The 20,313-nt window shown below is 70.7% G+C and carries 20 protein-coding genes; 11 read left to right on the top strand and 9 right to left on the bottom strand.

Going from position 1 to position 20,313, the window contains the following annotated elements; all coding sequences use genetic code 11:
- The first annotated feature begins 43 nt into the window (after positions 1 to 43).
- The 7 genes from ACFY2L_RS37505 to pstB all read left to right on the top strand — a co-directional run bounded on the left by ACFY2L_RS37505 (position 44) and on the right by pstB (position 8,703).
- Entirely contained in the window at positions 44 to 2,401 is a 2,358-nt protein-coding gene (locus ACFY2L_RS37505; protein ID WP_390660583.1) for an RNA degradosome polyphosphate kinase, read from the top strand.
- Positions 2,382 to 3,707 (top strand): CHAD domain-containing protein, encoded by a 1,326-nt coding sequence (locus ACFY2L_RS37500; protein WP_390660584.1) that lies wholly within the window; start codon positions 2,382 to 2,384, stop codon positions 3,705 to 3,707. Before ACFY2L_RS37505 ends, ACFY2L_RS37500 begins: the two co-directional genes overlap by 20 nt.
- 135 nt (positions 3,708 to 3,842) lie before the next feature.
- Positions 3,843 to 4,265, top strand: coding sequence for an NUDIX hydrolase (locus ACFY2L_RS37495; RefSeq protein WP_390824570.1), 423 nt, complete (start codon positions 3,843 to 3,845; stop codon positions 4,263 to 4,265).
- Positions 4,266 to 4,489: 224 nt separating this feature from the next.
- On the top strand, positions 4,490 to 5,617 hold the full coding sequence (gene pstS / locus ACFY2L_RS37490) for a phosphate ABC transporter substrate-binding protein PstS (RefSeq protein ID WP_390660586.1): 1,128 nt from the start codon (positions 4,490 to 4,492) through the stop codon (positions 5,615 to 5,617).
- A 136-nt stretch (positions 5,618 to 5,753) separates the two neighbouring features.
- The gene (gene pstC / locus ACFY2L_RS37485) at positions 5,754 to 6,794 is read left to right on the top strand and encodes a phosphate ABC transporter permease subunit PstC (protein WP_390660587.1); all 1,041 of its coding nucleotides are present in this window, start codon (positions 5,754 to 5,756) and stop codon (positions 6,792 to 6,794) included.
- The gene (pstA, locus tag ACFY2L_RS37480) at positions 6,791 to 7,855 is read left to right on the top strand and encodes a phosphate ABC transporter permease PstA (protein ID WP_390824569.1); all 1,065 of its coding nucleotides are present in this window, start codon (positions 6,791 to 6,793) and stop codon (positions 7,853 to 7,855) included. Before pstC ends, pstA begins: the two co-directional genes overlap by 4 nt.
- 71 nt (positions 7,856 to 7,926) lie before the next feature.
- Positions 7,927 to 8,703, top strand: a complete 777-nt coding sequence (gene pstB, locus ACFY2L_RS37475) for a phosphate ABC transporter ATP-binding protein PstB (RefSeq protein ID WP_390660589.1) — start codon at positions 7,927 to 7,929, stop codon at positions 8,701 to 8,703.
- Positions 8,704 to 8,803: 100 nt separating this feature from the next.
- Here the strand turns inward: pstB and ACFY2L_RS37470 are convergent, their stop codons facing one another.
- The 3 genes from ACFY2L_RS37470 to ACFY2L_RS37460 form a co-directional block, all read right to left on the bottom strand.
- On the bottom strand, positions 8,804 to 9,226 hold the full coding sequence (locus ACFY2L_RS37470) for a hypothetical protein (protein ID WP_390660590.1): 423 nt from the start codon (positions 9,224 to 9,226) through the stop codon (positions 8,804 to 8,806).
- Positions 9,227 to 9,313: 87 nt separating this feature from the next.
- A complete protein-coding gene (locus ACFY2L_RS37465) occupies positions 9,314 to 10,312 on the bottom strand; it encodes an anion permease (protein ID WP_390660591.1) in 999 nt (332 codons plus the stop codon).
- A 7-nt stretch (positions 10,313 to 10,319) separates the two neighbouring features.
- The gene (locus ACFY2L_RS37460) at positions 10,320 to 10,940 is read right to left on the bottom strand and encodes a DUF47 domain-containing protein (RefSeq protein ID WP_055638981.1); all 621 of its coding nucleotides are present in this window, start codon (positions 10,938 to 10,940) and stop codon (positions 10,320 to 10,322) included.
- 206 nt (positions 10,941 to 11,146) lie between these two features.
- Here ACFY2L_RS37460 and ACFY2L_RS37455 point away from each other — a divergent pair, with 206 nt between their 5' ends.
- Positions 11,147 to 11,500: a metal-sensitive transcriptional regulator gene (locus ACFY2L_RS37455; protein ID WP_390660592.1), complete on the top strand. Its 354-nt coding sequence runs from the start codon at positions 11,147 to 11,149 to the stop codon at positions 11,498 to 11,500.
- Here the strand turns inward: ACFY2L_RS37455 and ACFY2L_RS37450 are convergent.
- Entirely contained in the window at positions 11,486 to 11,674 is a 189-nt protein-coding gene (locus ACFY2L_RS37450) for a hypothetical protein (protein WP_390824568.1), read from the bottom strand. The two genes, ACFY2L_RS37455 and ACFY2L_RS37450, sit on opposite strands and share 15 nt — an antisense overlap.
- 119 nt (positions 11,675 to 11,793) lie before the next feature.
- The gene (locus ACFY2L_RS37445; RefSeq protein ID WP_390660594.1) at positions 11,794 to 12,642 is read right to left on the bottom strand and encodes a hypothetical protein; all 849 of its coding nucleotides are present in this window, start codon (positions 12,640 to 12,642) and stop codon (positions 11,794 to 11,796) included.
- Positions 12,643 to 12,890: 248 nt separating this feature from the next.
- Here ACFY2L_RS37445 and ACFY2L_RS37440 point away from each other — a divergent pair, with 248 nt between their 5' ends.
- Both ACFY2L_RS37440 and ACFY2L_RS37435 read left to right on the top strand, forming a co-directional pair.
- On the top strand, positions 12,891 to 13,061 hold the full coding sequence (locus tag ACFY2L_RS37440; protein ID WP_390660595.1) for a hypothetical protein: 171 nt from the start codon (positions 12,891 to 12,893) through the stop codon (positions 13,059 to 13,061).
- Positions 13,062 to 13,176: 115 nt separating this feature from the next.
- Positions 13,177 to 14,736: an FAD-binding oxidoreductase gene (locus ACFY2L_RS37435; RefSeq protein ID WP_390824567.1), complete on the top strand. Its 1,560-nt coding sequence runs from the start codon at positions 13,177 to 13,179 to the stop codon at positions 14,734 to 14,736.
- 3 nt (positions 14,737 to 14,739) lie between these two features.
- On the opposite strand, the gene ACFY2L_RS37430 is transcribed toward ACFY2L_RS37435, so the two are convergent.
- The 3 genes from ACFY2L_RS37430 to ACFY2L_RS37420 form a co-directional block, all read right to left on the bottom strand.
- Positions 14,740 to 15,450, bottom strand: a complete 711-nt coding sequence (locus ACFY2L_RS37430; RefSeq protein ID WP_390660597.1) for a phosphatase PAP2 family protein — start codon at positions 15,448 to 15,450, stop codon at positions 14,740 to 14,742.
- 168 nt (positions 15,451 to 15,618) lie between these two features.
- Positions 15,619 to 16,626, bottom strand: a complete 1,008-nt coding sequence (locus ACFY2L_RS37425; RefSeq protein WP_390824566.1) for an NlpC/P60 family protein — start codon at positions 16,624 to 16,626, stop codon at positions 15,619 to 15,621.
- Between the two features lie 37 nt (positions 16,627 to 16,663).
- Complete coding sequence (locus tag ACFY2L_RS37420) at positions 16,664 to 18,427, bottom strand: serine/threonine protein kinase (protein WP_390824565.1); 1,764 nt, start codon at positions 18,425 to 18,427, stop codon at positions 16,664 to 16,666.
- A 327-nt stretch (positions 18,428 to 18,754) separates the two neighbouring features.
- Between ACFY2L_RS37420 and ACFY2L_RS37415 the strand changes: the two genes are divergently transcribed.
- On the top strand, positions 18,755 to 19,498 hold the full coding sequence (locus ACFY2L_RS37415) for a carbonic anhydrase (RefSeq protein WP_390824564.1): 744 nt from the start codon (positions 18,755 to 18,757) through the stop codon (positions 19,496 to 19,498).
- 7 nt (positions 19,499 to 19,505) lie between these two features.
- Here the strand turns inward: ACFY2L_RS37415 and ACFY2L_RS37410 are convergent, their stop codons facing one another.
- A complete protein-coding gene (locus ACFY2L_RS37410) occupies positions 19,506 to 20,255 on the bottom strand; it encodes a trypsin-like serine peptidase (RefSeq protein ID WP_390824563.1) in 750 nt (249 codons plus the stop codon).
- Positions 20,256 to 20,313 lie beyond the last annotated feature (58 nt).

Genomic DNA, 20,313 nt, shown 5'->3' with positions numbered 1-20,313 from the left:
TCTCCGTAACCGTCGGTTCAGACGGCCTTGCGACGCTCGGCGAATGAAGCCCGCCGTGCCCGAGGCCTCGCCGCCCGAGGGGAATCACCCCGAGAAGACGGCCGCCACGCTCCCGCCTGCACGTTCCGACGCGCCCGTAACGTTCCTGGCGCGGAAGAATGGGTACATGAGCCAGTCACACGCCGCCCAGGCCGATGTCCAGCACGCGCAGCCCTCCGTGGGCTCCATAGCCGCGCACCGCCCGCACACCGTCGCGGCCGCGGTCTCCGATCTGGAACCCGACATCGATGCCGACCTCGACGCGTACGAGGAGTCGAGGATCGACGGGGCCCAGCTTCCGCAGGGCCGCTTCCTCGACCGGGAGCGCAGCTGGCTCGCGTTCAACGAGCGGGTGCTCGAACTCGCCGAGGACCCGAACACGCCCCTGCTGGAACGAGCGAACTTCCTCGCCATCTTCGCCAGCAACCTGGACGAGTTCTTCATGGTCCGGGTGGCCGGGCTGAAGCGCCGCATCGCGACGGGCGTGGCCACCCGTTCCGCCTCCGGGCTGCAGCCCCGCGAGGTGCTGGAGATGATCTGGGCCCGCTCGCGCGAGCTCATGGCCCGGCACGCCGCCGCCTACCACGAGGACGTCGCCCCCGCGCTCGCGGAGGAGGGCATCCACCTGGTCCGCTGGGGCGAGCTGACGGAGAAGGAGCAGGCCCGCCTCTTCACGCTGTTCCGGCACCAGATCTTCCCGGTCCTGACCCCGCTGGCCGTCGATCCCGCGCACCCGTTCCCGTACATCTCGGGTCTCTCGCTCAACCTCGCGGTCGTCGTACGCAACCCCGTCAGCGGCCACAAACACTTCGCGCGCGTCAAGGTGCCGCCGCTGCTGTCCCGCTTCCTGGAGAGCTCGCCCGGCCGCTACGTGCCCATCGAGGACGTCATCGCCGCGCATCTGGAGGAGCTGTTCCCGGGCATGGAGGTGCTCGAGCACCACGCCTTCCGGCTCACCCGGAACGAGGACCTGGAGGTCGAGGAGGACGACGCCGAGAACCTCCTGCAGGCCCTGGAGAAGGAGCTCATGCGGCGCCGCTTCGGGCCGCCGGTGCGCCTGGAGGTCGAGGAGTCCATCGACCGCGAGGTCCTGGACCTGCTGGTGCGCGAGCTGAAGATCTCCGAGGCCGAGGTCTACCCGCTGCCGGGCCCCCTGGACCTCACGGGTCTCTTCCGCATCCACAGCCTCGACCGGCCCGAACTGAAGTACAAGAAGTTCATCGCCGGCACGCATCGCGACCTCGCCGAGGTGGAGTCCGCCTCCGCCCCCGACATCTTCGGCGCGCTGCGCAGCCGCGACGTCCTCCTGCACCACCCGTACGACAGCTTCTCCACCTCCGTCCAGGCCTTCCTGGAGCAGGCGGCCGCCGACCCGGACGTCCTCGCGATCAAGCAGACCCTGTACCGGACCTCCGGCGACTCCCCCATAGTCGACGCGCTCATCGACGCGGCCGAGTCCGGCAAGCAGGTCCTCGTCCTGGTCGAGATCAAGGCCCGCTTCGACGAGCACGCCAACATCAAGTGGGCGCGCAAGCTGGAGGAGGCCGGCTGCCATGTCGTCTACGGCCTCGTCGGCCTGAAGACCCACTGCAAGCTGTCGCTGGTGGTCCGTCAGGAGGGCGAGACGCTGCGGCGTTACAGCCATGTCGGCACCGGCAACTACCACCCGAAGACGGCCCGGCTCTACGAGGACCTCGGCCTGCTCACCGCGGACCCGCAGGTCGGCGCCGACCTCTCCGACCTGTTCAACCGGCTGTCCGGCTACTCGCGCCGCGAGACCTACCGCCGGCTCCTCGTCGCCCCCAAGTCGCTGCGCGACGGCCTGATCTCCCGGGTCGAGAAGGAGATCCAGCACCACCGCGCGGGACGTCCCGCGTACGTCCGCATCAAGGTCAACTCGATCGTCGACGAGGCGCTGATCGACTCCCTCTACCGGGCCTCCCAGGCGGGCGTGCCCGTGGAGGTGTGGGTGCGCGGCATCTGCGCGGTGCGCCCGGGCGTGCCGGGTCTGTCGGAGAACATCAAGGTCCGCTCGATCCTCGGCCGCTTCCTGGAGCACTCCCGGGTCTTCGGCTTCGGCAACGGCGGCGAGCCCGAGGTGTGGATCGGCAGCGCCGACATGATGCACCGCAACCTCGACCGCCGGATCGAGGCCCTGGTCAGGGTCACCGACCCGGCCCACCGGGCGGCCCTGAACCGGCTGCTCGAAACCGGCATGTCCGACGCCACCTCCTCCTGGCACCTCGGCCCGGACGGCGAGTGGACCCGGCACGCGGCCGACGCGGACGGCCAACCCCTGCGCAACGTCCAGGAGATGCTCATAGACGCCCGGAGGCGCCGGCGTGGCACAGCGACACCATGACCTGACGGGTCCCGCGGCCGGGTCCGGCCCCGCTCTCGGCTCCGCCCGAGACGAAGGGCCCCCCACCGGGGAAGCCCTGGCGGGCTACCTCCGGGCCCAGGCCACGGACTTCCTCCGCGCACTGCGGCTGCACCGGGAGACCGGGGGCGGTACGTCGCTCAACGGCTCGTGGGCGGGCGGCACGGCGATCGCCGGTGCGGCGGGCGGCGCGGAGGAGGCCGTCGACGCGGCGCGCGCCCTGCGCCGCACGGCCCGCCGCATCAGCGGCAGCCTGCACACCTTCCGCCCGCTCCTCGACCCGGAGTGGTCGGAGCAGATCCGCCCGGAACTGGCGTGGCTGTCGGGCACGCTGGCCCTGGAGCACGCCTACGGCGCCCGCCTGGAACGTCTGCTGCTGGCACTGCACCGTCTGTCGGGCACCACACCGGTACCCGCCCAGACGCTGGGCGCGCCCACGGCCAGGCCCGCGCAAGGCGCCCCCGCGGGCACCGCCGCGTCCGGCACGGCCGCGGGCAGGACCGCGCAGGGCGCTGCGGAGAAGGCCTCCGCGGCAGGCCCGGCGGCAGGCACCTCCGTGCAAGGCCCGGCCGCGGGCAGCCGTGCCGCCGGCGCGGCGCCCGTCCCGGCGAAGGCGGCACCCGCCCCCGGCGGCGGCCCCACCTCGGTGCCCGCCCCCGACCGCGGCAACCTCACCGTGGGCGCGGCCAAGGCAGGCGCCCTCCTCGACCGCCAGCTCACCCTCGCCCGCACCCGGGCGCACAGCACCGCCCTCCAGGCGCTCGGCTCCTCCCGCTTCCACGCGGTCGCGGACAAGGTCGCGGTCCTCGCCAGCGAGGTCCCGCTCACCCCCGGCGCCGCCACCACCGACCTCAGCCCGCTCGCCGCGGCCGCCGAGGAGCGCCTCGCGGACGCCGTCGCCGCCCTGCCCCTCGTCACCGCGGGCAGCCCGTACAACGCGGAGGCGCTGGTCCACGGCCTCTCCCCGGACCCGGCCCCGCACCCGCAGGACGCGCCCTGGCACCAGGTCCGCCTGCTCCTGCGGCTGCACCGCTACGCCTGCGAGGTCCTGCACGGCCGCGGCACCCCCCTGGAGATGCGTCTGATCACCGCCGGCCAGGCCCTCGACCGGCACCGGGACGCCTCGGAGGCGGCGGCCGCCGCGGCCCAGGCGGCCCGCACGCCCCGCATCGCGCCGGCCACCGCGTACGCGCTCGGCGTGCTGCACGCGGACCAGCGGCATGAGGTGGAGGCAGCGCGGTACGCGTTCCAGCACTGCTGGCAGAAGCAGACCGTCGGCACGCCGTAGACCGTGCCGCGGCGCCCGGACGGCACGCCGTGGACACCGTGCCGTAAGCACCCGGACAGCACGCCGTCACCGGGAGGACGGCCGGCCCGGGCAGACAGCAAGCCAGAGAGCCAGTCAGGCAGGCGGTGAGAAGCAGTGAGCTCCCCGAACCAGATCCTCGTCCAGGCAGCCGGCTGCGTCCTGTGGCGCCGCTCCCCCGTCGGCGGTGAACTGGAGGTGTGTCTGGTCCACCGGCCCAAATACGACGACTGGTCACACCCCAAGGGCAAGCTCAAGCGGGGCGAGGACCCACTCGCCGGTGCCCTGCGCGAGGTCGCGGAGGAGACGGGCTACCGCGCCGCGCCCGGGGCCCCGCTGCCCACCGTGCGGTACGAGGCGAACGGCCGGCCCAAGCAGGTGCGCTACTGGGCGGCCGAGGCGGTGTCCGGCGACTTCACCCCGAACGACGAGGTCGACCGCCTCCTGTGGCTCCGGCCGTCCGCGGCCCGTGTCCGTCTCACCCAGGCCAGGGACCGTGAGCTCGTCGACGCCCTCCTGAACACCATGCGCCTCACCTGACCCGGAACCCCGCCGTGTCCTCGACGTAAGCGTTCCGTGACCTAACCAGGCCGTCCCCAGGGGTTCACCCGCCGTTCACTCGCGCCCGTAGGCGCCTTCACCTGATCTGCCTAATTTCGGCCTTACCCGGTGCGGAACGCGACCAGACGGACGCGCCCACGCCGCCCATGACTTTCGCACGCCGCCGAATTCAGGACGGCGGCTCCTGGAAGGAACTCCCTCAAGTGAAGCTTCAGCGCATGAACCGGCGGGCCCTCACCCTCGGTGCTCTCGCCGTCTCCGGCGCCCTGGCCCTCACGGCGTGCGGCTCCGACGACACCGGATCCAGCAGCGGCAGCAGCTCCTCCGCCACCGCCGCGGCCGGTTCGATCAAGTGCGACGACGCCAAGGGCCAGCTGCTCGCCGACGGCTCCTCCGCGCAGAAGAACGCGATCGACGCCTGGGTCAAGAACTTCACCCAGGCCTGCTCCGGGGTCCAGGTGAACTACAAGGGCTCCGGCTCGGGCGCCGGTGTCACCGCGTTCACGCAGGGCCAGGTCGCCTTCGCCGGTTCGGACTCCGCGCTGAAGCCCGAAGAGGTCACCGCGTCCAAGTCGGTCTGCTCGGGCGGCCAGGGCATCGACCTCCCGATGGTGGCCGGCCCGATCGCCGTCGCGTACAACGTCTCCGGCGTGGACGACCTGGTGCTCGACGCCTCGACGATCGCCAAGATCTTCGACGGCAAGATCACCAACTGGAACGACAAGGCGATCGCCGCGCTCAACCCCGACGCCAAGCTCCCCGACCTGAAGATCCAGCCGTACCACCGCTCCGACGAGTCGGGTACGACGGACAACTTCACGAAGTACCTGATCGCCGCCGCCCCGAGCGACTGGAAGTACTCCGGCGGCAAGGCCTGGCAGGCCAAGGGCGGCCAGTCCGCCTCCGGCTCCTCCGGTGTCGCCCAGGGCGTGAAGCAGACCAACGGCGCGATCGGCTACATGGAGCTGTCGTACGCCAAGGACGGTCTCGGCGTCGTCTCCATCGACACCGGCGCCTCCGCCCCGGTCAAGGCCTCCTCCGACGGTGCCACCAAGGCCGTGGCCGCCGCCCAGGTCGTCGGCACCGGCAGCGACCTGTCGCTGAAGCTCGACTACACCACCAAGGCCGACGGCGCCTACCCGATCACCCTGGTCACCTACGAGATCGCCTGCGACAAGGGCAACAAGTCCGCCACGCTGCCCGCCACCAAGGCGTTCCTGCGCTACATCGCCAGCACGGAGGGCCAGGGCATCCTCTCGGGCATCGACTACGCGCCGATCCCCGACGCCATCATCTCCAAGGTCCGCACCACCATCGAGGGCCTGAGCTGATCTGAAGGTGCGGTCCGGCACCGGGGAGACCCGGACCGGACCGCACCCGTCCGGTGCACCGCCGCCAGGGGCCGCCCGAGGGCCGGCCCCGCCCGAGCCGCCCACACCCGACGCGGCTCCGCAGACCGGAGACCCCATGGACATATCAACGCAGAAGACAGGCACCGGCGCCGACGACGCGCACCCGCCCCACGACTCCCTCCCCCCCGCCCCGCAGCCCGTGACCGCCGAGGAGAAGCGCGCGGCCCGCGGCGCCACCCGGCCCGGTGACCGGATCTTCCTCGGTCTCTCCCGCGGGTCGGGCATCCTGCTGCTGGTCATCATGGCCGCGATCGCGGCCTTCCTGGCGTACCGCGCCTATCTCGCCATCAGCGAGGACGAGGCCAACTTCCTCACCGCCTTCGAGTGGAACACCAACCTCATCCCGCCGAAGTTCGGCATCGCGGTCCTCGCCTTCGGCACGGTCGTGTCGTCGGTGATCGCGATGGTGATCGCGGTCCCGATCGCCGTGGCGATCGCCCTCTTCATCACGCACTACGCCCCGCGCCGCATGAGCGGCCCCCTCGCGTACGTGATCGACCTGCTCGCCGCCGTCCCGTCCATCGTGTACGGCCTCTGGGGCGCCCTGGTCCTCGTACCGCACCTCGACGGCCTGTTCGGCTGGCTGAACGACTACCTCGGCTGGACCGGGATCTTCTCCTGGGACGAGGGCGCGCCGCGCTCGATGCTCACCGTCGGCATCCTCCTGGCGATCATGATCCTGCCGATCATCACCAACGTCAGCCGTGAGGTCTTCCGGCAGGTCCCGCAGATGCACGAGGAGGCGGCCCTGGCGCTGGGCGCCACCCGCTGGGAGGTCGTCCGCATGGCGGTGATCCCCTTCGGCCGCTCCGGAGTGATCTCGGCCTCCATGCTCGGCCTGGGCCGCGCGCTCGGCGAGACGATGGCGGTGGCCACCGTCCTGTCCCCCGACTTCGACATCCACGCCAGCCTGCTGAATCCCGGCGGCGGCACCTTCGCCCAGAACATCGCCAGCAAGTTCAACGAGGCGACCGAGTTCGGCCGTGACGCGCTCATCGCCTCCGGTCTCGTCCTCTTCGTCATCACCCTGCTGGTCAACGGCGCGGCCCGCATGATCATCGCCCGCCGCAAGGAGTACTCGGGGGCCAACGCATGAGCCACGCAACCGCAGTCGCCGACAAGCGCCCCAGCACCCTGCGCGGCGCGAGCCTCCCGAAGTGGTCCCCCTGGGCGATCGCCGTCGGTGCGGTCGCCGTCGCCGTCGGGATCGGCCTGGCGGCCGGCCTCGACAGCAGGATCCAGTGGGGCCTGATCGCGGGCATCCTCTTCGTCCTCGGCACCTACGGCATCGCCGCCAAGGTCGAGGGCCGCCGCCAGGCCAAGGACCGGGTCGCCACCTCCCTGGTGTGGGTGGCGTTCGTCCTCGCCGTGGTCCCGCTGGTCTCCCTGATCTGGACGACGATCGTCCGGGGCGTGAAGGTCCTGGACATCTACTTCCTCACCCACTCCATGGGCGTGGTCGCCGACTCCGAGCCGGGCGGTGGCATCTACCACGCCATCATCGGCAGCCTGGAGCAGGTCGGCCTGGCGACGCTGATCGGCGCCCCGATCGGCATCCTCACCGCCATCTACCTGGTGGAGTACGGCCGCGGCAACCTGGCGAAGGCGGTCACCTTCTTCGTCGACGTCATGACCGGCATCCCGTCCATCGTCGCGGGTCTGTTCATCCTCAGCCTGATGCTGATGTTCGACCTGCAGCCCTTCGGCTTCGCGGGCTCCCTCGCGCTGGCGATCCTGATGATGCCGGTGGTCGTCCGCTCGACCGAGGAAATGCTGAAGCTGGTCCCGAACGAACTGCGCGAGGCGAGCCTGGCGCTCGGCGTCCCGAAGTGGCGCACCATTATCAAGGTGGTGGTCCCGACCTCGATCGGCGGCATCATCACCGGTGTGATGCTGGCGGTGGCCCGTATCGCCGGCGAAACGGCTCCGGTTCTCCTCCTCGTCTTCGGCAACCCCTTCATCAACAACAACCCCTTCGAGGGCGCACAGGCCTCGCTGCCGCTGTACATCTACCAGCAGTACGCGCAGAGCGCCGGCTCCACGGCGGCGTACGACCGGGCCTGGGCGGCGTCGCTCACGCTGATCACCTTCGTGATGATCCTCAACCTGGTGGCCCGCGGCATCGCCCGCTGGAAGGCCCCCAAGACCGGTCGCTAAGGCGACATTTTCCCGCTCCGCGGGGCGTGGCCCCTCAGCTCAGCGACCGAGACGGAAGTGAAGTAGTAACCATGTCCAAGCGAATCGATGTCAGCGGACTCACCGCCTACTACGGCACCCACAAGGCGATCGAGGACATCTCGATGACGGTCGAGCCGCGCTCGGTGACGGCCTTCATCGGCCCCTCCGGCTGCGGCAAGTCGACGTTCCTGCGCACGCTGAACCGTATGCACGAGGTGACGTCGGGCGGCCGGGTCGAGGGCAAGGTGCTCCTGGACGACGAGGACCTGTACGGCGCCGGCGTGGACCCGGTGTCCGTCCGCCGCGAGATCGGCATGGTCTTCCAGCGTCCGAACCCCTTCCCCACCATGTCGATCTTCGACAACGTGGCGGCGGGGCTGCGCCTCAACGGCAACTACCGCAAGAGCGAACTGGCGGAGATCGTCGAGAAGTCGCTCCGGGGCGCGAACCTCTGGAACGAGGTGAAGGACCGCCTCAACAAGCCCGGCTCGGGCCTGTCCGGCGGCCAGCAGCAGCGTCTGTGCATCGCGCGGGCGATCGCGGTGGAGCCGAAGGTGCTGCTGATGGACGAGCCCTGCTCGGCCCTGGACCCCATCTCGACGCTCGCCATCGAGGACCTGATCGGTGAGCTGAAGGAACGCTTCACGATCGTCATCGTGACGCACAACATGCAGCAGGCCGCCCGCGTCTCCGACCGCACGGCGTTCTTCAACCTCGCGGCCGTGGGCCAGCCCGGCAAGCTGATCGAGATCGACGACACCGAGCGCATCTTCTCCAACCCCTCGGTCCAGGCGACGGAGGACTACATCTCGGGCCGCTTCGGCTGATCCCCCGTACCCCTCGCGGTGCTGCATGGCGGTGCCACCGCGAGGCCACGACGGGCCCGCCCCCTGGCTCCCAGGGGGCGGGCCCGTCGTTCACCCGACGTCACCCGACGCCGTCGGCGTAAGCCTTCTTCCAGGCACTGCAGGTGCCTTCCTTCAGGTCACCGTTGTCCCGGAGACAGACCTTGATGTAGATCGTGGCCGACTCGGCGAAGTTCTCGTACACCGGCTCGCACTGGGCGAAGCCCTTGCCGTTGTACACGTCGCGGACCGTGCCGCCGCTGCCGACCTTCCAGGAGCCGACGACACCGGCACCGTCGGACGAGTTGTCGCAGATGTTGAAGTCGTCGCCGTCGGTGTAGAAGTCGATCGAGCCCGCCGCGCGCGCGTAGCCGCCCCAGTTGACGGTGCTCACGCCGTAGCGCTCGATCGCCGCCGACGCGGGCGAGGCCACGTAGAGCATGGTGGCCGCCGCGGCACCCACCGCTCCCGCGCCGGACAGCAGCCGCCTGCCGAGAATCGCCATGGAAATCCCCCTTCAATGGTCGAACACGCGTCCACAGAACGCATGACCGACATGATTTCACGGAGGGGGCCGCCAGATCGGGACTTCCTACAGGAACGCCAGGTCGACCAGCCAGAACGACACCGCCGCGACCACCGCGGCCGCCGGCATCGTGATGAACCACCCCAGCACGATGTTCTTGGCCACGCCCCACCGCACCGCGTTGATCCGCTTCGTCGCCCCGACGCCCATGATGGCCGAGGTGATCACATGGGTCGTGGAGATCGGCGCCTTGAACAGGAACGCCGTCGTGAACATGATCGACGCGCCGGTCGTCTCCGCGGCGAAACCCTGCGGCGGATCCAGCTCGATGATCTTCCGCCCGAGCGTCCGCATGATCCGCCACCCGCCGGCGTACGTCCCCGCCGACAGCATCACCGCACACACGATCTTGACCCACACCGGGATCGGATCCCCGTAGTCCTCGACATCGGCGATGACCAGCGCCATCACCACGATGCCCATCGTCTTCTGCGCGTCCTGCAGGCCGTGCCCGAGCGCCATCCCGGCCGCCGAGACGGTCTGCGCTATCCGGAAACCCCGCTTCGTCTTGTGCGGGTTGGTCTTCCGGAAGAGCCACAGAATCGCCGTCATCACCAGATAACCGACGATCAGTCCCACGAACGGCGACACGAACATGGGGATGACGACCTTCTCCAGGACGCCGCTCCAGTAGACCGTCGTCCCCCCCGCCAGCGCGGCCCCGACCATGCCGCCGAACAGCGCGTGCGAGGACGACGAGGGCAGCCCGAAGTACCAGGTGACCAGGTTCCAGGTGATCGCGCCCACCAGCGCGGCGAAGAGGATCCCCATCCCCGTCGACCCCTGGGGCGTCTCGATCAGCCCCTCACTGACGGTCTTGGCGACCCCGGACCCGAGGAAGGCGCCCGCCAGGTTCATGACCGCGGCCATCGCCAGCGCCGCCCGCGGCGTGAGCGCCCGGGTGGACACGGACGTGGCGATCGCGTTCGCCGAGTCGTGGAAGCCGTTCGTATACGTGAAACCGAGCGCGACGCACACCGTCACGACCAGAGCAAAGGTGTCCATGAAGAGCTCAGGACTCCTTGACGGCGATGGTCTCCACCGTGTTCGCCACGTGTTCGAACGCGTCGGCGGCTTCCTCCAGCACGTCCACGATCTGCTTGAGCTTCAGCACCTCGATCGCGTCGTACTTGCCGTTGAAGAGGTGGGCCAGCAGCTTGCGGTGGATCTGATCCGCCTGGTTCTCCAGCCGGTTGACCTCGATCCAGTACTCGGTCAGGTTCTCCATCGTGCGCAGGTTCGGCATCGCCTCGGCCGTCAGCTCCGCCGCCCGCGCCAGCACCTCGATCTGCTGCTCGACACCCTTGGGCAGGTCCTCGACGTTGTAGAGGACGACCAGGTCGACGGCCTCCTCCATGAAGTCCATGATGTCGTCGAGGGAGGAGGCGAGGGAGTAGATGTCCTCACGGTCGAACGGCGTGATGAACGAGGAGTTCAGCTGGTGGAAGATCGCGTGCGTGGCGTCGTCACCGGCGTGTTCCGCGGCCCGCATACGCTCTGCGATCTCGGCCCGGCCGGCGGTGTCCGCCCCGAGCAGTTCCATCAGGAGCTTCGAGCCCGTGACGATGTTGTCCGCGGATGCGGCGAACATGTCGTAGAAGCTCGTCTCCCTGGGGGTCAGACGAAATCGCACGTGGGGTCCTCAGGATGCATCGGTTTCGGTCAAGCGGGTGGCCAGGCTGATGCTAGGCGCACCATCCGGCCATGGCTATCGGGCCGTCCCCCAGTGTCACCCATCAGACAGAGTGATCAGCACAAGGGGCACTTCAGGGTCCTGTACCCGGCAAAGTTCGTTACGATATACCCGGCAGGGGTATATGTCCGATACGGGAGGACGCGATGACGACGACGGAGGCCACCGAGCCCACGAACCCGACGCCCCCCGATCCCCTCTCCCCCACCCCGCACGCCACCCACGGCTATCACCAGCAGAAGGCCGAGCACCTCAAGCGGCTGCGCCGCATCGAGGGCCAGATCCGGGGCCTGCAGCGCATGGTCGACGAGGACACCTACTGCATCGACATACTCACCCAGGTGTCCGCCTCCACCAAGGCCCTGCAGTCCTTCGCCCTGCAGCTGCTGGAGGAACACCTGCGCCACTGCGTCGCCGACGCGGCCGTCAAGGGCGGCGACGAGATCGACGCGAAGGTGGAGGAAGCGACCAAGGCGATCGGCCGTCTACTGCGCACCTGACCCGGCCGGGCCGGCCCGCTCCTCCCCCACCCGAAGCACCTGGTCGATGCTCTCCAGGCTGAGTCGTTCCTCACCGGCCGCCGAGGCCGCGATGATCAGCTCCCCGCACAGCTCGATCTCGGCGAGGGCCACGTGGTCCTGAACTGCCGTACCGCCGACCGGAGCCACGCGCATCACCTCGTCTCTGCCGTCACCGGCTTCCTAGAGTAGGGAGCGCTATACACCGCGCGCATGGCACGGACGGGCTAGTCCTTGTGCCGGTCCTGTGACCAATCCCTCCCTCCGCCGGCCCCTCAGCCCTCCGCGATCCGCCCCGCGTAGATGTCGCCCGCCGCCGGCAGCCGTACGTCGGCGGGCGCCCCGAAGTCGTACAGCAGGGTCGTCGACGCCACCGCCACGGCGTGCTCCTGCCGCCCGTTCACAAAGCTGAACCGGTGCCTGACCTTGCGGATCCGCCCGTCGTCGTCCAGATAGACGTCGAACGGCACCCGAGCCGTGGCGAAGCCCCGGGCCGCCGCCGCCAGCGCCCCCCGGCTCCCGGCCGACGCGTCCTCGGCCGCCACCGCCAGATCCGCGGTCCCCCGGTAGTGCCGCACCGGCGTCCCCGCGATCTCCGTCCTGCCCACGTACGTCGCCGTACGCGCCCCGCGCAGCACCTCCGCCGCGGCGAAGGGATCCGTGGCCCCGCCGGTGACCAGGTTCCCGTCGGACAGCGTCGCCGTCTCCACCCGCACCCACTTGTCGTCCGGGACCCCGGCACCCCGGTTCTTCATGAACAGCGCACCCGGCGCGAGCAGTTCGGTGATCGGCCGGTGCTCACTCGTCCCCGCCGGGTCCGGCGGCAGCAGCACCTTCAACCGCCCCAGCTGCCTGCGGTAGTCGTAGACCCCCTCGCCCCGGATGGTCACCCGGGTCCCGCCGGTGGCCATCTCCATGGACGTACGGGCCCTGGAACTGCCCGCCTCCCGCAGGGCGTCGGCGGCCCGGTGCAGCATCCCCACCACCTCCCCGCCCCGCGCGTCCTCGTCGGCGACCGCACCGCCGCCGGAACACCCCACCACCCCCGCGCACCCACCGGCCACGAGCCCCGCGACGACCACCCCACCGCGCCACGCGCGCCGCCTGTGCCACCGCTCAGCCATCGCCTGCCTACCCCCAGCCGGTACGTCCGTCACGGGTCCCCCTGTCGTTCCGCCTAACGACGGCCACGGGCCCCCGTCACGCGGCCCCACCCCCGGCGCGACCGCCGAACGGGTCGTCCCGCCCCGCGCACCCGCACCTCCCCTCCCCGCACCCCCACCCGCGGCCCCCACCCCCGCACCCACCGCCGCGGACCGCCGCGGTCCTCTCCGTACGCGTCGTTTCACCGTCGCTGGGTAACGTTGTCTGCGTGACGCAGCAGGACGGCCCGGCCCCGCCGCTCCCCGACGGGGAGCACACCACCACGACCGTCGAACAGGGCAGGTTCTGTCTGGCCCGCTGCACCTGCGGCTGGCGCGGTCCGGCCCGCAGGGCGAGAAGCCTGGCCCGATCGGACGCCGAGGGACATGCCCGCGGCTGACGTCACCGTTCCGTCACCGCCGGAGCCCGCGGGAACCCGCGGCCTCGAGGCCCCGTCTCGCACCATGAAGCCGACAGGCCGTGGGAAGCCGACAGGCCGACGGAAGGCGCAGGACATGGAACGGCGTACGTTCATCGCAGGCGGCACCGCCGCGCTCGCGGCGGTCACGACGGCGGCATGCAGCTCGTCGGGCGGCGGCGGAGCGGCCGCCGCCGGCAGCGACAGCACCACCGGCCTCACCGCCCTCAGCGCCAACGCCGCATCCGCCCCGGCCGACTGGACCGCCCTCGCCCGCGACCTGGACGGCACCCTGGTCCGCCCCGGCGACGCCTCCTGGACGACGGCCCGTCAGCTCTACAACACCCGCTTCGACAACCTGAAGCCCGCGGCCGTGGCGTACGTCGCCCACGCCGACGACGTCCGCACCGTCCTCGCCTACGCCCGCGCCCACCGCACCAAGGTCGCGATCCGCAACGGCGGCCACTCCTACGGCGGCTGGTCCTCCGGCGACGGCCGGCTGATCGTCGACGTCTCGAAGCTCAACAAGGCCCGCGCGAGCGGCGGTACGGCCGTCGTGGGCGCCGGCGCCAAGCTGATCGACGTCTATCGCGCCCTCGCCGCGAAGGGCGTGACCATCCCGGCGGGCTCCTGCCCGACGGTGGGCGTCTCGGGCCTGGTCCTGGGCGGCGGCCACGGAGTCGTCTCCCGTGCGTACGGCCTGACCTGCGACAGCCTCACCCAGGCCACGATCATCACCGCGGACGGCAAGCAGCTGGTCACCAGCGCCACCCAGAACAAGGACCTGTTCTGGGCCCTGCGCGGCGCGGGCAACGGCAACTTCGGCGTCGTCACGGAACTCCACTTCAAGACCCATCCCGCCCCGCAGGCCGTGACCGGCTACCTCACCTGGCCCTGGGCGAAGGCCGCGGCCGTGGTGAAGGCCTGGCAGGAGTGGGGGCCGTCCCAGCCGGACGAGATCTGGTCCTCCCTCCACCTGTCCGCCCCCGCCGGCGGCAACCCCACCGTCTCGGTGGCCGCCTTCTGCATCGGCACCTACGGCCAGCTCCAGAACGCGGTGGACCGCCTGGCCGACAAGGTGGGCGCCCCGGCCTCCTCCGTCTCGCTCCGCCGACGCTCCTACGAACAGGCGATGGAGATCTACGCCGGCTGCTCCTCCTTCTCCGCCGACGCCCAGTGCCACCTGCCGGGCTCGACGCCGGGCCGCTCCCCGCAGGGCAGGCTGGGCCGGGAGACGTACGCGGCGCGCTCCGACTTCTTCGACCGCTCCCTGTCGACGGCGGGCATCCAGACGCTGCTGAAGCAGATGAGGTCGGTGCAGGGCGGCGCGGGCAGCATCGCCCTCACGGCGCTGGGCGGAGCCGTCAACCGGGTGTCCCCCACGGCCACGGCGTTCGTCCACCGCCGCTCCCGCATGCTGGCCCAGTACCTCGTGTCCTGGCGGGCGGGCACGACCGGCTCGACGGCGCAGTCCTGGCTGAACGCGGCCCACAAGGCGATGACCCCGTACGCCTCGGGCGCGGCGTACCAGAACTACGCCGATCCCACCCTGACCGACTGGCGCAAGGCGTACTACGGCGACGCCCTCCCGCGTCTGACGCAGCTGAAGAAGCAGTACGACCCGAACGGCTTCTTCACCTACCCGCAGGCCCTGTAGGCCTCAGGCGGCGAGATCCCGCTCCTCGGCGGCGGCTTCGGACCGGGCCCCGGGGACGAACGCGTCCCGGGCCCGCTCCCGCGCGGCCCGGCTCCGCACGACCCAGCCCACCCGGGGTGAGCGCTCGACGGCCTTCATCAGCGGAGTGAGCGCCAGGGCGGCAAGGGGCGACAGCAGCAGGGCGACGGCGGTCCCGAGCGCGAACCCGCCGACCACGTCGGTCGGGTAGTGCACGCCCATGTAGACCCGGCAGAACCCTTCGAGCAGCGCGATCCCGATCCCCGCCAGCCCGAACCTGCGGTTGGCGACGAACAGCCCGACGGCCATCGCCATGGTGAGGGTGGCGTGGTCGCTCACGAACGAGTAGTCGGTCTTGCCGGAGACGAGGACCTCGAGCCCCTGGTGATCGAGGAAGGGCCGGGGCCGCTCCACGAACCCCCGGATGGGCACGTTCACGAGCACGGCGACAGCGGCGGCGAGCGGTGCCCACACGAGCGCGGCCACGGAGGAGGCGGCCTCCTCGGCCCCGCCGGGCCGCCGCCGCACGGTCGCCCAGCACCACAGGATGAGCACCACCATGGCGAGCAGCAGTCCGTACTCCCCGACGAACTCGACCACCCGGTCGAGCCAGTGCGGAGCGTCCTTGGCGAGCCCGTTGATGTCATAGAGCAGGTCGACGTCGGGGTTCGACCCGGATTCGGCGAGTCCAGCCATGGTGCTGCGGCCCCTTCGTCATGTTCTGCCCAGCGCATCTCTCGTGCGCCCGCCTCAACAGGAACGCACGGCCCCGGTTGATACGTTCCACTCTCCACTGAATGATCACGCAGACGTTATCGAAGAGAGATACATAGCCGCAGCTCAGGGGGCGGGTCCGAGGACCCTTCAGACGTTCGTGGGGAGCGCTTTCGCGCCATCTTCGGTGACGCGGGTGGCACCAAAGTAGTCAGCCGTGTCGATGGGATCAAACCGGATGACGGCTCCCGTGTAAGGCGCGTCGATCATGTAGCCGCCACCCACGTAGATCCCCACGTGGTGAATGGCCCGCGAGTTGCCCAAGTCGTTGGAGAAGAACACCAGATCCCCCGGCAACAACTCACTCCGCTTCGGATGCGGCCCGGCGTTGTACTGATCGTTGGCGACCCGGGGCAGGGTGATCCCCACACTCGCGTAGGCAGCCTTGGTCAACCCGGAACAGTCGAACCGTCCCCCCTGCTCAGGCGTACCGTTCCCACCCCACAGATAGGGCGTCCCCAACTTCTTCTGCGCGTAGTAGATCGCCCCGGCGGCCTGCTTGGAGGGATCGACCCGGGTGACGGGGGCGGCGAAGCTCTTCTCCAGGGTGGTGATCGTCTTCACGTAGTTCTGGGTCTCCTTGTACGGCGGTACGCCCCCGTACTTGATGACCGCGTAGGCCCCCGCGTTGTAGGACGCGAGCATGTTCCGGGTCGGGTCGCCGGGCACGTCCTTCACGTACGAGGCGAGCTTGCAGTCGTACGACGCGGCCGACGGAATCGCGTCATTCGGATCCCAGACGTCGCGGTCGCCGTCGCCGTCGCCGTCGATGCCGTGTGTGGCCCAGGTCCCCGGGATGAATTGCGCTATGCCCTCGGCCTTCGCCGGACTCTTGGCGTTCGGGTTGAATCCGCTCTCCTGGTACAACTGGGCCGCGAGGAGCGCCGGGTTGATCGCGGAGCAGAGGTTGCCCCATTTCTGCACGAGCGCGCTGTACGCCGCCGGCACCGCTCCCTTGGCCAGCCCGACGCTTCCGCCGCCCACGCCGTTGACGAGGTTCCCTGCGACGACGTACACGCCGACGACGAGCAGCATCACGAAGCTGAGCCCCGCCGCAGCAGCGGCACCCGCCACGATCCATGCCTTACGCACCGTCAACCCGCCCCTCGCCCACCGGGATTCCGCCCGCGTCAGTCTATGAGCTTCCCCCTCGGAAACCGGTGCAACCGATGCTCTCGTAGTCCGAGGGGCCTCCCTTCACGTGATACAGGACCGCGGTCCAGTCCCCCGGGTCGTGGGCGATGGGGATCGACGGCGCGACCTTGTCCTTCGTGTAGTGACTCTGGAAGTCGTCGGGGTAGGTCAGCTCGATGTACCCGCCGTCCTTCCAGTGCGTGTAGATGTCCACCGGCTTGCTCGTGTAGCCGATGTTCTTGCTCTCCGTCATCACTTCGTACGGCTTGCCCGTTTCGGCGTCGATCTCATGGGGCGGCTTCACTCCGACCGAGACGTAGTACGGATCGGGCTTCTTGTCCTTGAGATCCGCGTACTTGAAGCGGAAGGTGATCTTTGCCCGTTCCGCGACGGTCGGGGATCCGGGATCATCGGCGTCGTCCACGCCGTACTGAAGCTCCTCCGGAGGACTGACCGCACCGATCTGCCGGCACGCGCCGATGCCGTACGCGGCGTCGTCGGGATCGGGCGACAGAGTCCAGTAGTCCCTGGAGATCCGGTCGTTCAGGATGTACTCCGGTGCCTTCCGCGACGCGGCACTCGCGGAGGCGGAGGCCGAGGCGGAGGCCGAGGCGGACGACGGGCCCTCGTTCCCTCCCCGGGAGCCACCCCCGTCGAGCATCCGGAGCGCCCCGGCGGACGCCGCCCCGGCCACCACCGCGACGGCGAGGGCCACCACCCAGGGCCTACGGCGCGACTGGCGCCGCTCCGGTACGGCCGTCGGTCCCGACGGCGCGAGGGTCGGCACGTATCCGGGCCCGGCCGTCGGCACGTATCCGGGCCCGGCCGTCGGCGCGTACGCGGGCGGTGTCGGCGCCCCGTTCCCCGGCGGCACCAGACCCGCCGCGATGGCAGCCTGGAGATCCTGGGGCGGAGCCTCGGCACCGCTCGTCAGGCGCCCGTACACCGGGTCCTCGGCCAGCGCGGAGGACACCGCGCAACGGGAGATGACCGCGTCCAGCCCGGGCCGCTGAGCAGGATCCTTGGCCACGCACTCCTGTATGAGCCCGGCCAGTTCCTGCTCGACACCGCTGATGTCGATGTCCTCGTGGACGACCCGATAGGACACCGCGTGCATGGGCCCGGCGCCGAACGGCGGACGGCCGGTGGCGGCATAGGCGAGCGTCGCACCGAGCGCGAACACGTCGGCCGCCGGTCCCACCTGATTGCTGATCATCACCTCGGGCGCGGTGTACCCGGGCGTTCCCGGGGTGAGTCCCGTCTGGGTGAGTGCCGTGTCCGTGGCACCGCGGGCGATGCCGAAGTCGATGAGCAGCGGACCCCTCTCGGAGAGGATCACGTTCTGCGGTTTGAGGTCCCGGTGCGTCACTCCGTACCCGTGCACGCTCGCCAAGGCCTCGGCCAGCGCCGCGAACAACCGCCGCGCGCTGTCCGCGGGCAACGGCCCCCGCTCCGCCACCGCCTTGCCCAAGGTCGGTCCCGACACGTACTCGGTCGCCAGCCAGTACGGCGCCGTGTTCAGCGACGCGTCAATGAGATTCGCCGTGTACGCGCTCCGTACCGCGCGGACCGTCTCCACCTCCCGCCGGAACCGCGCCAGGGCCTCCGGATGGTCGGTGATCTCGTCCCGGATCACCTTGAGGGCGACGAGCCGCCCGCCGGGCGACCGCCCGAGGTAGACCTGTCCCATGCCTCCCGCGCCCAGCCGGGCCAGCAGGGTGTACGCGCCCATCCGCGCGGGGTCCCGATCCTTCAGTGCGTCCACTGAACCGACCATGCCACATAGATCACTTGGCAGGTACAGGGCCGCAGCCCCCACATGGACCACGACGCCTTCGGCTGCCTGTGCGACGTCCGCGATCTCACCGGCTTCCGCCCCCCGGCCACGGCAGGTCCGGGGGGGGGACGAACGGACCGAGGGCGAACGCCTCTTCCCTGTCCGACAACTGAACCGCCCTCAGGCGCGGCCAGGTCAACGGCCGCCCCACACCGCGTCAAGCACAGGCCAACAGTCGTTCCCGTGATTCCCATGCCCGCCCATGATTCGGCAACGTCGTCACCCCGTTCCGGACTCGGACATACGTTCCACGGCGTGATCTCCGACGACACCCCCCACAGAACCGCCCGCCGTTCCCTTCTGCGCGGCCTCGCCGGTGCCGTGACGCTGGGCGGCGGCCTCGCGGCCGCAGCGGCCCCCGCCTCCGCCGCCTCCCCTCGCGGCCGCGCCCCTCGCCCCACCGCCGCCCACCGCCCCGGCACCGCCGACGAGGCCCTGCGGGAACTGGCCGCGGGCAACCGGCGCTGGCGCACCTACTGCGAGCGCCACCCCGACGAAACCCCCGCCGTCCGGCAGAGTCTGACGGCGGGCCAGCACCCCTTCGCCGTCGTCCTCGGCTGCATCGACTCCCGGGTGCCCCCGGAGCTGGTCTTCGACCAGGGCCTCGGCGACCTGATGACCGTGCGGACCGCCGGCGAGGTCCTGGACGAGGCCGTGCTCGGCAGCGTCGCCTACGGAGTGCTCGAACTGGGGATACCGCTGGTCATGGTGCTCGGGCACCAGTCGTGCGGCGCCGTGAAGGCGGCCGTCCAGGCGGACCTGAGCGGCGAGGAACTGCCCGCCCACATCCAGTACCTCGCCGAGCAGATCAGTCCGTCCATCGACCGCACCAAGGAGGGCGACGCCCGCGTCGACTCGACCATCGACGCCAACGTACGAGCCGTCCGCGCCCGTCTCGCCGCCGAGCCGGACCTCGCCTCGAAGATCGCCGCCGGCGAGCTGGCCGTCGTAGGGGCCCGCTACGAGCTGACCACGCAGCTCGTCCACCCCCTCGTGTGACCCGCCCCTAGGGGGCGGAGGCCGCGTCCCGGTAGAGCTTCGCGGCCTCCGGCCCCAGCACCACGCTGTACGAGATGTCCGCCGTCGCCCCGCCCCGCTCGTGCCCGCCGAGGACGCCCACGACGTCCCCGTCCCCGTTCACCCACGGGCTCCCGCTGGTCCCGCCGGTGAAGCCGGGGCATTCGATGCGCTGCTGGGTGGGGCTGTGCGGGGCCGGCCGGTTGACGCAGCGGACCGGGACCTCGCGGGAGTCCGGGTAGCCGGTGACGGTGACGGCGGTGGCCCCGGTGGCCGTCCCCGTCACGAACCGGTTCCCGCCGACGACGTCCTCGACGTCCCTGCCGTCCCGCGCGTCCAAGGTCGCGAACGCGACGTCACTGTCCTCGTCCCGCCCCGTCGCCCACCCGTCGGGCAGGAACACCCGGGCCACCTTCCAGACGCCGTAGGGCGCCCTGCCGTGCCGGTATCCCGGTACGAAGACGAGTTCGCCGCCCGCGCCGAGACAGTGGGCGGCCGAGACTACGAGGTCGCGGTGCCGCGCGAGCACGACGGAGGCGGTGCAGGAGTGACCGCCGGCGGGACGACCGGCGGTCTCGCCGTCCTCGGCGTCGAACAGCGCGCCGACCCGCGCGGAGTCCTTCGTCGGCGCGGCCACCGCGGTCACCCCGAGCGGCCCGGGCCCCCCGTCGGCGGACGCCTCGGAGGCGGAGGTGACGGCCAGCAGCACGACCGCACCGAGCAGCGCGTTTCGCTTCACCGGTCCCACTGTGTCCCACCAAGGTGAGAGAACCGTCGGACACGCGGCGATACGGTGC

This window comes from Streptomyces sp. NPDC001381, from assembly GCF_042895685.1.
Lineage (GTDB): Bacteria > Actinomycetota > Actinomycetes > Streptomycetales > Streptomycetaceae > Streptomyces.
The sequence above is the reverse complement of the archived record's forward strand: the minus strand, read 5'-3'. Positions and strand labels throughout refer to the sequence as shown.